Origin of the sequence: Paracoccus sp. SJTW-4, from assembly GCF_047716885.1 — a bacterium.
Classification (GTDB): Bacteria; Pseudomonadota; Alphaproteobacteria; order Rhodobacterales; family Rhodobacteraceae; genus Paracoccus; species Paracoccus solventivorans.
In genome coordinates this window covers 2,522,414-2,536,256 of record NZ_CP136681.1, presented here as the reverse complement: position 1 = coordinate 2,536,256, position 13,843 = coordinate 2,522,414, and the positions used below count along the sequence as shown (strand labels likewise).

14 protein-coding genes are annotated in these 13,843 nt (G+C 69.1%); 1 reads left to right on the top strand and 13 read right to left on the bottom strand.

Features of this window, described 5'->3' with window-relative positions; all coding sequences use genetic code 11:
* Positions 1 to 5: 5 nt before the first annotated feature.
* Together RSP45_RS12415 and RSP45_RS12410 are read right to left on the bottom strand one after the other, a co-directional pair.
* Positions 6 to 1,841, bottom strand: a complete 1,836-nt coding sequence (locus RSP45_RS12415; RefSeq protein WP_415392163.1) for a dipeptide ABC transporter ATP-binding protein — start codon at positions 1,839 to 1,841, stop codon at positions 6 to 8.
* A 39-nt stretch (positions 1,842 to 1,880) separates the two neighbouring features.
* A complete protein-coding gene (locus tag RSP45_RS12410; RefSeq protein WP_415392162.1) occupies positions 1,881 to 2,123 on the bottom strand; it encodes a hypothetical protein in 243 nt (80 codons plus the stop codon).
* Positions 2,124 to 2,351: 228 nt separating this feature from the next.
* On the opposite strand from RSP45_RS12410, the gene RSP45_RS12405 reads away from it, so the two are divergent.
* Entirely contained in the window at positions 2,352 to 3,131 is a 780-nt protein-coding gene (locus RSP45_RS12405) for a GntR family transcriptional regulator (RefSeq protein ID WP_415392161.1), read from the top strand.
* Between the two features lie 18 nt (positions 3,132 to 3,149).
* Here the strand turns inward: RSP45_RS12405 and RSP45_RS12400 are convergent, their stop codons facing one another.
* The 11 genes from RSP45_RS12400 to leuC all read right to left on the bottom strand — a co-directional run bounded on the left by RSP45_RS12400 (position 3,150) and on the right by leuC (position 13,781).
* Positions 3,150 to 3,926: an aspartate/glutamate racemase family protein gene (locus RSP45_RS12400; protein ID WP_415392160.1), complete on the bottom strand. Its 777-nt coding sequence runs from the start codon at positions 3,924 to 3,926 to the stop codon at positions 3,150 to 3,152.
* Positions 3,923 to 4,696 (bottom strand): aspartate/glutamate racemase family protein, encoded by a 774-nt coding sequence (locus RSP45_RS12395; protein WP_415392159.1) that lies wholly within the window; start codon positions 4,694 to 4,696, stop codon positions 3,923 to 3,925. The genes RSP45_RS12400 and RSP45_RS12395 overlap by 4 nt, the downstream gene beginning before the upstream one ends.
* Positions 4,697 to 4,726: 30 nt before the next feature.
* Positions 4,727 to 6,127, bottom strand: a complete 1,401-nt coding sequence (locus RSP45_RS12390; RefSeq protein ID WP_415392158.1) for an FAD-dependent oxidoreductase — start codon at positions 6,125 to 6,127, stop codon at positions 4,727 to 4,729.
* 51 nt (positions 6,128 to 6,178) lie between these two features.
* Entirely contained in the window at positions 6,179 to 7,072 is an 894-nt protein-coding gene (locus tag RSP45_RS12385; protein ID WP_415392157.1) for an isocitrate lyase/PEP mutase family protein, read from the bottom strand.
* A 47-nt stretch (positions 7,073 to 7,119) separates the two neighbouring features.
* Positions 7,120 to 7,821, bottom strand: a complete 702-nt coding sequence (locus tag RSP45_RS12380) for an ABC transporter ATP-binding protein (protein WP_415392156.1) — start codon at positions 7,819 to 7,821, stop codon at positions 7,120 to 7,122.
* Positions 7,814 to 8,554 (bottom strand): ABC transporter ATP-binding protein, encoded by a 741-nt coding sequence (locus RSP45_RS12375; protein WP_073068134.1) that lies wholly within the window; start codon positions 8,552 to 8,554, stop codon positions 7,814 to 7,816. The genes RSP45_RS12380 and RSP45_RS12375 overlap by 8 nt, the downstream gene beginning before the upstream one ends.
* Entirely contained in the window at positions 8,547 to 9,530 is a 984-nt protein-coding gene (locus tag RSP45_RS12370; protein ID WP_415392155.1) for a branched-chain amino acid ABC transporter permease, read from the bottom strand. The genes RSP45_RS12375 and RSP45_RS12370 overlap by 8 nt, the downstream gene beginning before the upstream one ends.
* Positions 9,527 to 10,396: a branched-chain amino acid ABC transporter permease gene (locus RSP45_RS12365; protein WP_073068130.1), complete on the bottom strand. Its 870-nt coding sequence runs from the start codon at positions 10,394 to 10,396 to the stop codon at positions 9,527 to 9,529. Before RSP45_RS12365 ends, RSP45_RS12370 begins: the two co-directional genes overlap by 4 nt.
* A gap of 63 nt (positions 10,397 to 10,459) precedes the next feature.
* On the bottom strand, positions 10,460 to 11,683 hold the full coding sequence (locus RSP45_RS12360; protein WP_415392154.1) for an ABC transporter substrate-binding protein: 1,224 nt from the start codon (positions 11,681 to 11,683) through the stop codon (positions 10,460 to 10,462).
* A gap of 59 nt (positions 11,684 to 11,742) precedes the next feature.
* Positions 11,743 to 12,357 (bottom strand): 3-isopropylmalate dehydratase small subunit, encoded by a 615-nt coding sequence (gene leuD, locus RSP45_RS12355; protein WP_415392153.1) that lies wholly within the window; start codon positions 12,355 to 12,357, stop codon positions 11,743 to 11,745.
* A complete protein-coding gene (gene leuC, locus RSP45_RS12350; RefSeq protein WP_415392152.1) occupies positions 12,354 to 13,781 on the bottom strand; it encodes a 3-isopropylmalate dehydratase large subunit in 1,428 nt (475 codons plus the stop codon). The genes leuD and leuC overlap by 4 nt, the downstream gene beginning before the upstream one ends.
* Positions 13,782 to 13,843: the final 62 nt, after the last annotated feature.

Genomic DNA, 13,843 nt, shown 5'->3' with positions numbered 1-13,843 from the left:
GCCCGTTACGCAGCCCCCAGCAGGGCCCAGTCCTCGCCCGGCTCCATCACCAGATGGCCGGGGGCGCATTCGCGATAGCTCCGCGGGGGCGGGATGTGGCCGGGCGGGCGCAGCGGGCTGCGGATTTCCAGTTCCGGCAGGCGGCGCTTGCTGCCCCGCCGCTCGGGGTCCGGGATGGGCACCGCGGCCAGCAGGCGCCTTGTATAAGGGTGCTGCGGGTTGGCAAAGATCGCCGCACGGGGGCCGATCTCGACGATCTCGCCCAGGAACATCACCGCGACGCGGTGGCTGACCCGCTCGACCACCGCCATATCGTGGCTGATGAACAGATAGGCCAGCCCCAGCCGCTCCTGCAGGCGCAGCATCAGGTTGACCACCTGCGCCTTGACCGAGACATCCAGCGCCGACACCGCCTCATCCGCGACGATCACCTTGGGCTGCACCGACAGCGCGCGGGCGATGCAGATGCGCTGGCGCTGGCCGCCGGAAAATTCGTGCGGGAACCGGTTCATCATGTCGGGAGACAGCCCGACCTCGGCCAGCAGCGCGGCGACGCGCTGGCGCGCCTCGGCCTTGTCGGCGATCCCGTTCACGATCATCGGCTCGGCGATCGACTCGCCGATGCGGATGCGGGGGTTGAGGCTGGCGAACGGGTCCTGGAAGATCATCTGCAGGTTCTGCCGCTGCCGCTTCATCTCGGCCCGCGAGGCGCCGGTCAGCTCGGCCCCGTCCAGCAGGATCCGCCCCTGGGTGGGCGCGGCCAGCCCCAGGATCGAGCGTCCGGTGGTCGATTTCCCGCAGCCCGATTCGCCGACGATCGACAGGGTTTCCCCGGCATTCAGGCTGAACGAGACGTTTTCCACCGCATGGACCCGCCCCACCAGCCGGCCCAGCATCCCCTTGCGCACGTCGAAGCGGGTCGAGAGGTTCTGCACCTCGAGCACCGGCCGCGGCGCCGCGGGCGGCGGGGCGGTCTGCGCATCAGGGCCGGCCTGCCCGGTCTCCGGGTCGATGGTGGGGAAATACGCCGGGCGCGGGCGGCCCGCCATCGACCCCAGCCGCGGCACCGCCGCCAGAAGCGAGCGGGTGTAGTTGCTGCCCGGCTGGCGGAACACCCGCGTGGTCCGGTCGCATTCGACGACATCTCCGCGCAGCATGACCAGCGTGCGGTCCGCCACCTCGGCGACCACGCCCATGTCGTGGGTGATGAACATCACCCCCATGCCCTCTTCGTCCTGCAGTGTCTTGATCAGGTCGATGATCTGGGCCTGGATGGTCACGTCCAGCGCGGTGGTCGGCTCGTCCGCGATCAGCAGCCGCGGCTGGCAGGCCAGCGCCATGGCGATCATCACCCGCTGCCGCATCCCCCCCGAATAATTATGGGGATAGTCCGACAGCCGCGAGGCGGCAGCGGGAATGCGCACCTTTTCCAGCAGCTGCACCGCCTCGCGCCGGGCATCGTCGCGGCTGATGTCGCGGTGCAGGCGGATCGCCTCGACCAGCTGCGCGCCGATGGGCAGCACCGGGTTCAGGCTGGTCATCGGTTCCTGGAAGATCATCGCGATCTCGTTGCCGCGGATGGCGCGCATCCGGTCCTCGGGCAGTTCCAGCAGGTTCCGGCCCAGGAACTCGATCCTTCCGCTGTGGCGCACCGACTGCCGCGGGTGCAGCCCCATCACCGACAGCGCGGTCACGCTTTTGCCCGACCCGGATTCCCCGACCACGGCCAGCGTCTCGCGCGCCGAGATGTCGAACGAGATGTCGCGCAGCACCTCGGTCCACCCGTCGTCGGTGCGGAACGAGGTGTGGAGGTTCTGGACGGAGAGGATCGGTGAGGTCATCGGGATTATCCTGTCGGTGGGGGCGCCGGCCGGCCCGCTTCAGCTCTTGCGGCGGGGGTCGAGCATGTCGCGCAGCCCGTCCCCCACCAGGTTGACGGCCAGCACCGTCAGCGACAGCACCACCGCCGGAAAGGCGACGATATGCGGCTTGACCTGCCACAGCGCCCGGCCCTCGGTCATGATGTTGCCCCATGACGGGATGTCGGGCGGGGTGCCGGCGCCGATGAAGGACAGGATCGCCTCGATCACCATGGCCGAGGCGCAGATATAGGTGGCCAGCACCCCGGCCGTGCGATCCAGATCGGGGAAGAACCCGCCACCGCCATCCTGAAGGAATGGGCGCAGCGGATGGCGGCTTCCCGGCAAAAGGCATGACGATATGACGAAGGATCATTGACGATTCCGCCGTTTGCCGCGAGATTGGCTGCCGGACAGACGACCGGCAGCGGTTCGACGCGCGCGGCGGAACCCAGGCCGGCAGCCGGCCGCACAGCCATGAAAGGTAGCCCGATGAGCGAGGTGGTTTCGCCGACGCCGCTTTACCATCGTGTTTACGCGGTGATGCGCGAGCGCATCGTCAACGGCTATTACCCCGAGAACATCCCCGTCCCCAGCGAGGCCGAGCTGGCCGAAAGCTTTGCGGTCAGCCGCATCACCATCCGCAAGGCGATGGAGATCCTGGCGGCCGAGGGGCTGGTGACGCGGATGCGCGGGCGCGGGACTTTCGTCACCGACCGCGCGCAGCGCACGCAGCTGAACCGCACGGTGGTGTCGAACGTCAACGGGCTGTTCAGCTATCTGAACGCGGTGGGGGAAAGCACCCGGCTGCGGGTGATCAGCCTGGACCGGGGCGAAGCGCCGCCGCGCATCGCCCGGCTGATGGGGATCGCCCCGGATGCCGAGGTGGTGCGTTCGGTCCGGGTGCGCGATCTGGACGGGCGGCCCTATTCGCTGTCGATGGCCTATCTGCTGCCGGAAATCGGCGCCCAGATCGGGCAGGAGGAGCTGGCCCGCACCAACATGATCGACCTGGTGCAGCGCGCCGGGGCCAGCGTCGAGCAGGTCGAGCAGGTGCTGACCGCGACGCTGGCCGACGAATACGCCGCGCAGCATCTGGCGATCCCCATCGGCTCGCCGCTGATGCGGCTGATCCGGGTGTTCGTCGACGCGCGGCTGGGGCCGTTCTACGCCGCCGAGATCCTCTATTGCGCCGACCGCTACGAATACCGCGTCTCGCTGAAGCGCGAGCCGGGCAAGGATTTCCTGCTGCACGGCACCCAGCCGGAGTAAGGGGGCGACCGACCCGCCTCAGCCCCCTGTGCCGGTCTCGGCCTCGGCGCCCGCGCGCATCATCCGGTGCAGCAGGTCCAGCCGCGGCTCGACCGGGGCGGGATAGGCGGCGCGGCCGTGGCTCAGGCCAAGCGCCAGAAAGGTCTCGATCAGCTTGTAGCTGAGCGGCCCGGGGTTGACGACCGGCACCGGCAGCTCGGCCGCCAGATATTCCGCCGCCTGATGCATGGTGGTCGAGCCCAGGCAGATCACGTCGGCGCCGTCCTCCTCGATGCAGCGCAGGGCGACGTCGCGCATCCGGGGGAACACCTCGTCTTCCTTCCCGGTCAGCAGATTGGCGAAATCCGGCGGCTGGCCGAGGCTGCGCACCGAGGCGCATTGCCCCTCGAACCCGTATTCGCGGATCACCTTGCGATAGCGCGGTAACGCCGGGTCCCATTGCGCCAGCACCGAGAACCGTGCGCCCAGCGTCAGCGCGTACAGCATCGACGCCTTGCCCGCGCCGATCACCGGAATATCCAGCACGGAACGCAGCGCCGCCATGCCGCCGTCCGACATGGTATCGATGCAGACCGCATCGAACCCCTCGGCCTGCGCGTTGCTGCCGGCCTCGAAGATCGCCAGCTCCATCAGCCCCCAGTCATGCGGCGACATGAAGGACGACGGGCCGCAGGCCACTGGGCGATAGGTCAGCTGCCAGCCCTCGGGCAGCGGCACATGCGCCGACTGCGCCTGACGGTTGGCCAGCCCCGCCGCATCCAGCGCAAACGGGACGATGACAAGGATACGGGTCATTGCGCGCCCTCCAGACAGGCCGCGCCGGCGGCGCCGATGGCGCGGATCATGTCGTGCTTGGGGGCCAGCGGCGCGGGCCATGTGGTCCGGGAATGGCTCAGCCCCAGATCCAGCGCGACCGAGGCCAGCTTGTAGCTGAGCGGGCCGGGATTGATCACCGGCACGTCGACGCGCGCGGCCAGCCAGGCATGGGCCTCGTGCATGGTGGTCGAGCCGAGGATCAGCACCTGCGCGCCGTCCTCGTCGATGCAGCGGCGGGCGGCGGCCAGCAGCAGCGGGAACACCTCGTCCTCTTTCCCCGACAGCAGCGCCTTGTTGTCGGGGGTGACGCCAAGGCTGCGCAGCGAGGCGCATTTATGCGCCATCCCCAGTTCGGCCAGCGTGCGGGTATAAAGCATCCGCCAGCGGTCCCACATCATCAGGATCGAGAAACTGTCACCCAGCATCTGCGCCACCAGCATCGCGTGGCGTCCCGGCCCGATCACCGGGATATCCAGCATCGAGCGCAGCATCGCCATGCCGCTGTCGGACATGGTGTCGATGCAGACCGCGTCATAACCTTGGGCCTGCGCATCCAGCCCGGCGTCGAGGATCGAGAAATCCGCAAGCGCCATGTCGTGCTGGCTGGAATAGTTCTTGGGGCCGACCCGCACGGCGCGATAATGGAACGCGATCCCCGGCCCCAGGTCGACCGCGCCCAGCTGCGCCTGCCGGCGCGCCAGATCGTCGTCGCCCATGGGGAAGGGAACGATCACCAGGACCTTCTTCATCCTCTCCTCCTCCTTTAAGTCACGCGCCGGCTAACCGGCGGCTGCGATGCGCGCGGCGCTGATCCCGGCCAGCCGGCCGAAGGCCGTCGCCGACAGCAGCCCGTTGCCCGAAAGATAGCCATAGTTCGAATCGCCCGAGAGCCCGCGGGCGGCGCCGCCGCCGGCCATCAGGTTGGGCAGGGGGGTGCCGTCCTCGCGCAGCACCCGCGCCTGATGGTCGATGACCAGCCCGCCCTGGGTGTGGAACAGCGCCCCATTCACCTTGACCGCCCGATAGGGCGCCTTGAGCATGTCGCTGTCGCTGAAGCGGCGGCCGAAGCGGTCGGGCGTGCCGCTGGCGGCGGCCGCGGCGATCGCGTCGAACTCGGCCTTCAGCGCGGCCAGCGGCAGGCCGGTCGCGGCGGCCAGCTCCTCCAGCGTGTCGGCACTCTTGACCGCGCCCAGCTTGCGGATCTCGCGGTAGTCGTGGAACTCCAGCGCCGCCGTCTCGCAGCGCGCGTCATAGATGTCCCAGGCGACATGGCCGGGCTGGGCGGCCACCTCGGCGCCGTGTTCCGAATAGCCGCGCATCTCGTTGGAAAAGCGGCGTCCGTCGGTGTTCACCAGGATGCCGCCCTGCGTCACCACCGCCCAGGTCAGCGGCAGCGAATGGGGATGGGCGACCGAGCCATGGCCCTGATAGGCGCCCATGTCGGCCACGGAAGCGCCAAGGCCAAGGCCCCATTTCACCGCATCGCCCGTGTTCGACATATGCCCGCAGCATTCGGCGTCGGCGATCTCGGGGATATGGCGGCGGACCATGTCCGCGTCGCCCGCAAAGCCGCAGCAGGCCAGCACCAGCGCCTTGCAGCCCAGCGTTTCCAGCGCGCCATCGGGGCGGCGGAACCGCAGCCCCCTCACCCGTCCATCCGCGTCGGCATACAGGTCCTCGACCGAGGCGCCGGTGATCAGGTCGATCCCCGCGGCCGACACCGCCGACAGCAGCGCCTGTTCCAGGTCGGCGCCGGTGCGGCTTTTCGGCCCGTGCATCCGCATCCGCGAATGGCCGGGATAAAGGAAACCGGTCACCAGCTCGAACTCGATGCCGTGGGTTTCGGCCAGCCAGTCGATCATCGGGCCCGAGGTCCGCGCGGCCAGCATCGCCATGTCGGGGGGCGTGCGGTCATGGGTCTTGGCGATGATGTCGGCGGCGAAAACCTCGGGGCTGTCGTCGATCCCCGCTTGCGCCTGCAGGCGGCTGCCCGCCGCCGGGATCAGCCCGGCCGAAAGCGAGGTCGAACCCTGCGGGTTCGCGTCGCGTTCAAGGATCATCACCTCGGCCCCGGCATCATGCGCGGCCAGCGCGGCGACCAGGCCGCAGGCGCCGGCGCCGACCACCACGACCGGCATTTCGGCATCGAACTCCACGCGTTCGGCGGAAAGAACAGCCATATCGGACCTTTCACCTTGCAAAGGCGCACGAGGGCTGCGCGCCGGGGTGTCTCAATACTCGGTGCGATGCTCGGGCGACGTACCGTAGCGGGCCTCGAGCTCCTGGATCTCGGCCATGCGGGCGGTGTCGAAGAACTGCTTGAAGCTCATCACCCCCGGCGCGACCGAGGCGATGGTTTCCTCGGCCCTGAGCACCTCGAGCGTGCGCCGCGCCGCTTCGAGCGCCGACAGCAGCAGCCAGTTCGGATAGATGATGAGCTTGAAGCCCAGCGCCTCGATCTCGGCCCGGGTCAGGAACGGGGTCTTGCCCGAGGTCGCCATGTTGTAAAGCAGCGGCACCCCCGGAAACCGGGGCGCGATATGGGGCAGGTCCTCGGGCAGCGGGCTTTCGACGAAGATCACGTCGGCGCCGGCCTCGCGATACATCGCGGCGCGGTCCAGCGCGGCCTCGCGCCCATGGACCGCCAGCGCATCGGTGCGGGCGATGACCACGAAATCGGGATCGACGCGGGCATCGACCGCGGCCTTGACCTTGGCCACCATGTCCTCGGCCGGGATCAGCTGCTTGCCGGCCAGATGGCCGCAGCGCTTGGGCAGGACCTGATCCTCCAGATGCACGGCCGCGACGCCGCCGCGTTCGTAAAGCTGGATGGCGCGGCGCACGTTCAGCGGGCCGCCAAAGCCGTTGTCGGCATCGGCGATCAGCGGCAGGTCGGCGGCATCGGCGATGCGGGTGGCATTGTCCACCATCTCGGTCATGGTCAGCAGCCCGACATCGGGATAGCCCAGCCGGGTGGCCGAGGTCCCCGCCCCGGTCATGTACATGGCCTCGAACCCGGCCTCGGCGACCAGCCTTGCATACATGGCATCGACCACCCCGGGGGCCATGATGGCGCGGTCCCCCGCCAGGGCCAGGCGCAGGCGGCGCGTGCGTGTCAGCGACATGACTTCCTCTCCATTTCCGGGCGACCGGCGGGCGCCGGCCGCCAGCTTCACAGGCCCAGATAGGCCTGCCGCAATCTGGGATCGGCCAGCATCTCGGCCGCCGTCCCCTGCATGACCAGCTGCCCCTGTTCCAGCACATAGGCCCGCCCGGCGACGCCCAGCGACTGCATGACGTTCTGTTCGATCAGCAGCACCGCGACGCCTTCGGCATTGATCCGCGTGACCAGGGCGAACATCTCTTCGACCAGCAGCGGCGACAGGCCCAGCGAAGGCTCGTCCAGGATCAGCAGCTTCGGCTCGGACATCAGGCCGCGGCCGATGGCCAGCATCTGCTGTTCGCCCCCCGACAGCGTGCCGGCAAGCTGGCGCAGCCGTTCGGCCAGCCGCGGAAAGATGGCGCAGATGCGGTCGAAGTTCTGCCGCTTGCGCGCCCCCGCCCGGCGAAAGGCGCCAAGCTCCAGGTTTTCCGCCACGGTGAGGTTGGGAAACACCCGCCGCCCCTCGGGGACCTGGGCGATGCCCATCGCCACGATCTCGCGCGGGCGCCGCCCGGTCAGGCGCTGCCCGGCAAAGCGCACCTCGCCGGCGGTGGGCGGGATGAAGCCGCAGATCACGTTGTTCAGCGTGGTCTTGCCGACCCCGTTCGACCCCAGCAGCGCGACGATTTCCCCCTCGCCGATCCGCATGTCGATGCCGCGCAGCACCGCCATCTGCCCGTAGCCGGCGTGGATTCCGCTGATCTCAAGCATGGGCGGCCTCCTGCAGGCGGGCGGCCGCGCCGTGGCCCAGATAGGCCTCGACCACCGCCGGGTCGCGCACCAGCTGCTGGGGCGTGCCCTGCGCGATCATCTTGCCGTAGTTCAGTACATAGGCGGTTTCGGCCAGGCTCATCACCGCCTGCATGACGTGTTCGATCATCAGGAAGGTGTGCCCCTCGTCGCGGATCTGGCGGATGATGCCGACGATCTCGGTGACCTCGGTGGGGATCAGCCCGGCCATCACCTCGTCCAGCAGCAGCAGCCTGGCCCCGGTCGCCAGAGCCCGGGCGATTTCCAGCCGCTTGCGCCCGGCGATGGTCAGCGAGGCGGCGGGGCGGTCGAGCAGCGCCCCCATCCCCAGCCGCTGCCCGATCCGCCGCGCCTCGGCCAGCGCCTCGCGCCGGCTTTCATGGCGCAGATAGGCGCCGACGGCGATGTTTTCCTGAACCGTCAGCCCGGCAAAGGGCTGCACGATCTGGAAGGTCCGCACCATTCCCAGCCCGCAGATGCGATGCGGGGGCAGGCCGGTGATGTCCTGCCCGTCCAGCCGCACGCTGCCGGAATCGGCGCGGGTAAAGCCGGCGATGATGGTAAAGCAGGTGGTCTTGCCGGCGCCGTTCGGCCCCAGCAGCCCGACGATCGCCCCTTCGGGCACGTCCAGCGAGGCATCCGACAGCGCCAGCAGCCCGCCGAACCGCTTGGTCAGGTTGCGCACCTCAAGCATCGTCGCCCCCCTTTCGGCCCAGGACCCCGATCCGCGCAGCCAGCCCCATCAGCCCCTGCGGCAGGAAACGCAGCGCCGCGATCAGCACCAGCGCATACAGCACGAAGTTCAGCCCCGGCGCGCCGTGCAGCGCCGTCTTGGCGCCCTCGCCCAGCAGATGCAGGCCCAGCGTGCCGACCAGCGGCCCCCAGACCGTGCCCGCCCCGCCGATGATCGGCCCGATCAGCGCGGTGACCGAGATGCTGACCCCGTAGACCACGGTGCTGTCGATAAACAGCCACAGCTGCAGATAGACCGCCCCCGCCAGCCCCCCGAACGCCCCCGAGATCGCCATCGCGGTCACCTTGACCCGATAGGTGTCGATGCCCAGGGCGCGGGCGGCGTCCTCGTTCTCGCGCACGGCGACCAGATAGGCGCCGAAGCGCGAATATTTCAGACAGGCGGTCAGCGCCATCACCAGCGCAACAATGGCCAGCAGCAGCGTATAGGTCAGCACCCGGTCGTTGTTGAACTGCAGCGTCGCGACCCCGGGTTGCAGCTTCAGTTGCAACCCGCGCCCGGCGCCGGTGAGCTCGAAGGCCGAGGCGCAGATGCGCAGCACCTCGGCAAAGGCCAGGGTGACCAGCGCGAAATACGAGCCCTTGACCCCATAGCGGAACGCCAGCGCCCCGATGAACGCGCCCATCAGCGCCCCTGCCGCGATCCCCGCGGCAAAGGCCACCCAGGCATTGACGCCGAACTGCACCTGCAGCACCGCCGAGGCATAGGCCCCGGTGCCGTACATCGCCGCATGGCCAAAGGACGCCATGCCGCCAAAGCCGCCGGTGATGTTCCACGACAGCGCCACGATGGACATGGCCAGCGCGTTGATGGTGAACCCCATCCACACCTGCGAGGGCAGCAGATAGACCGCCAGCAGATAGACGACGACCAGCGCGACCAGCGCCGCCTGGCCAAGCGAGGCAAAGCGCATCATGTCGGCCTCCGGCCCAGAAGCCCGGCGGGGCGGAACAACAGCGTCAGGATGAAGGCCACGAAGATGCCCAGCTGGCCCAGGCTCTCGCCCAGGAACAGCCCGCCCAGCGCCTCGATCACCCCCAGCAGCAGCCCGGCGACCAGCGCCCCCGGCAGGCTGCCCATGCCGCCCATCACCACGGTGGTGAAGGCGACCAGCACGAAGGTGTAGCCAACCTGCGGCGTGACGTAGAAGGTCGGCAGCAGCAGGCAGGCGGCCAGCGCCACGCAGGCCGTGCCGATGCCAAAGCACAGCGCATAGGTGTGGCCGACGTCGATGCCGACGATCTCGGCCCCGCGCTTCTCGATCGCGACGGCGCGGATCGCCGCCCCGGTGCGGGTGCGGGTCATGAACAGCCACATCAGCCCCGCCACCAGCAGCGCCGCGAAAAACGCGATCACCCGGCCCAGCGTCAGATAGGCGCCAAGCACCTCGACGGTATCATAGGCATAGGCGATGTCGGCGGTGCGGGTGTTCGAGGTCCAGAAATACAGCGCCAGGTTGTCGATCACCAGCGACAGCGCCAGCGTCACCAGCAGCACGTTCTGTTCCGACCCCGCGCTCATCGGGGCGATGATGCCGCGCTGCAGGACATAGCCCAGCGCAAAGAACGCCGGCACCACGATGACGATGGCCAGATAGGGGTCGATGCCCCAGAAATGGAACAGGAAATAGGCCGCATACAGCCCCAGCATCAGCAGGCTGCCGTGGGCAAAGTTGATGATGTGCAGCACGCCGTAGATCAGGGTCAGGCCAAGCGCGATCAGCGCATAGACCGCCCCCATCGTCAGTCCGTTCAGCACGGCAGGCAGGATCAGGCTGGACATGGGTCACGAGCTTTCGGGGGTCGGGGCGCCCCCGCCGACTACGCCGGCAGGGGCGACGGTGGTTCAGCCCTGGGTGGGGCGCGGGAAGACCGGCTCGATGGTGGCGTATTCCTTGGGGAAGATCACCTCGATCTTGTCCCCGCGCACCTGCAGGTTGACCGGGCGCGAGTTCACATTGTCGCCGTTGACGAACTTGGTCGGCCCATAGGGCATGATCGAGCCGTCATAGTCCGAGGCCGCCAGCGCCTCGATCATCGCCTTGCGGTCGGCCGAGCCGCTGCGTTCCAGCGCATCGGCGATGACCTGGATCGTTGCATAGGCAACCATCACGTCATAGGTCATGTCGATGCCCGCGCCGGCGGCCGAGGCGGCCAGCGCCTTGGAGGCCTCCTTGTTGGGGTCGTACCAGTGGTTGCAGTCGATGACATACTGGGCGATATCGTTGTTTTCGCGCACGAACTTGATGTTCGACGCCGCCCCGCCCAGGATCGAGTAGATCGCCATCAGCTCGACCCGCTGCTGCTGCAGGGCCCGGGTCATCAGCGTGTATTCGTTGATGTAGTTGGTCGGGATCAGGATGTCGGCCTTGGACGCCTTGACCCGCAGGGCGATGTTGTTGAAATCGCGGTGCGGCGTCGGGTGGGCAATCTTCTCGACGATCTCGATGCCCAGCTTGGGCAGCTCGGTTTCAACGATACCGGCCAGCTGCGAGCCGAAGGGGCCGTCCTCGTGGACGATGGCGGCGGTCTTGACCGGCTTGCCGGCGGCCTCGTTCAGCAGCCCCAGGTTTTCCAGCGCCACCGCGGTGATCTTGGTCACGCCGGGGGTAAAGCGGAAGACGTTGGGCAGGCCGCGCTCGACGATCGCCTCGGCAGTGCCGACCGAGAACACCTGCGCCAGGTCGTATTTCGCCGCCGCCTGCGACGAGGCCAACCCCAGCGCCGAGGCGCTGGCCCCGGTAAAGGCGCAGACCCCGGCCTCGGCCAGCGTGTCCACGGCGGCGGCCGCGACCTCGGGGCGGCTTTCGGCGTCGACGATCACCAACTCGATGGGCGCGCCGCCCATGCTCTTGATGCCGCCGGCGGCGTTGATCGCCTCGGCGGCAAAACGGGCCCCGGCGGCGCACTGGTTGCCGTTATAGGCCAGGTTGCCGGTCAGCGGCTCGAGCACCCCGACCTTGATGGCGGGGGTCTGGGCGCGCAGGATCGCGGGGCTGGCAAGCCCGCTCAGCAGCGCCATGGCCCCGGATGCCTTCAGCAGGCCGCGGCGGTTGATATAGTGGGTCATCGTGGTTTCCTCCCTGGTGTTATCAGCCGTCTGGGGGCCGAGCTTGGTTCGCATCGGTCTCAACGCCCCAGCCACGGGTTCGCGGCGATCCGCGCCGCCTCAAAGGCGCGGATCTTGTCCATGTGGGTCAGCGTCAGCTCGATCTCGTCAAGGCCGCGCAGGATGCAGTCGCGCGCAAACGCGTCCAGCACCAGCGGGTGGCTGCCCAGCCCGCCCGGCAGCACCACCTGCCCCACTGCCAGATCGACCGTCACTTGGGCCTCGGGGTGGTCGGCCAGATGCGCGGCCAGCGCCTCGCACAGCGGCCGGGGCAGCCGCACCGGCACCAGCCCGTTCTTGAGCGCGTTGTTGAAGAAGATGTCCCCGAAAACGGGCGCGATCAGGGCGCGGATCCCGGCATCGACCAGCGCATAGACCGCCCCCTCGCGCGACGAGCCGCAGCCGAAATTATCCTCGACCAGCAGGATCCGCGCCTTGTCGGCGCCGGGGCGGTTCAGCGGGAAATCCGGGTCGAGCGTGCCGGTGGCGTCGCGGCGGATGTCGTGGAACAGGAACTTGTCGTAGCCCTCGGCGCGGTCTGCCTTGATGAAGCGGGCCGGGATGATCTGGTCGGTGTCGCAGTTCATGCCGGGGACAAAGACCACGGTCGAGGTTTCGCGGGTGAACGCCTTCATGCCGGGCCCTCCGCCAGCCGCCGCACGTCTGTCAGCCGCCCGGTGACCGCCGCCGCCGCCGCCATCGCGGGGCTGAGCAGATGCGTGCGCGCCCCCGGCCCCTGCCGCCCGACGAAATTGCGGTTCGAGGTCGAGGCACAGCGTTCGCCCGGCGCCACCACGTCACCGTTCATCGCCGCGCACATCGAGCAGCCCGAATGGCGCCACTCGAACCCCGCCTCGCGGAAGATGCGGGCCAGCCCCTCGGCCTCGGCCTGTTCGCGCACCCGGGTCGAGCCGGGCACGACGATGGTCGGCACCGCCGCCTTGCGCCCGGCCACGATGGCGGCGACCTCGCGCAGGTCCTCGATGCGGCTGTTTGTGCATGAACCGATGAACACGCGGTCGATCGCCAGCCCTTCCAGCGGCGTGCCCGGCACCAGCGCCATGTAGTCCAGCGCCTTTGCCGCGGCATTGCGCTTTTCGGTGCCTGCAAACTGCGCGAGGTCGGGGACCCGGCCGGTGATCGGCACGGCATCATCGGGGCTGGTCCCCCAGGTCACCATCGGCGCGATCCCGGCCGCGTCCAGCGTCACCTCGCGGTCAAAGACGGCGCCGGGGTCGCTGGGCAGCGCCTGCCACTGCGCCAGCGCCATGTCCCATTCCTCGGCGCTGGGGCCGTGGTGGCGGCCGGCGACATAGCGGAATGTGGTCTCGTCCGGGGCAACCATCCCCAGCCGCGCCGCCGCCTCGATCGACATGTTGCACAGGGTCAGCCGCGCCTCGATCGACATGTCGCGCACCGCGCGGCCGGCGAACTCGATGGCGTGGCCGCCCGCGCCGCCCGCCCCGATCTGCGCGATCAGCGCCAGCATCACGTCCTTGGCGGTGACGCCGGTGCCCAGCACCCCTTCCACATTGACCCGCATGGTGCGCGGCCGCGCCTGCCACAGGGTCTGGGTGGCCAGAACATGGGCGTTTTCCGACTGGCCGATGCCGAAGGCCAGCGCCCCCAGCGCCCCCTGGGTCGAGGTGTGGCTGTCGGAACAGACGATGGTCAGCCCCGGCAGGGTGATCCCCTGTTCCGGGGCGACGACATGGACGATGCCCTGGTCGCGGCTGCCCAGCCCGAAATGCCGCAGCCCGCCCCAACCCATGTTGTCGTCGAAGGTGCGGATCATCCGGGCGATGGCCGGGCTGGCCGCGTCCTCGGCGGCGCGCCCCAGCGTGGGCACGTAATGGTCGGCGATGCCGAAGATCTGCAGCGGCCGGCGCGGATGCATCCCCCGGCGCCGCAGGTCGGCAAAGGCGTGAAAGCTGCCCTCGTGGATCAGGTCGCGGTCGATATAGAGCAGCGACTGCCCCGAGGGATGGCGCAGGATCTCATGCGCCTCCCAGATCTTTTCGAACAATGTCCGCGGTGCGGGGGCCCGGGGGTCGGTCATTCGGGTCGTTCCTGTGTCTGGCGCCGCCTGTGGCGGCGATGGCCCGCGCGGGATCTGGCGCG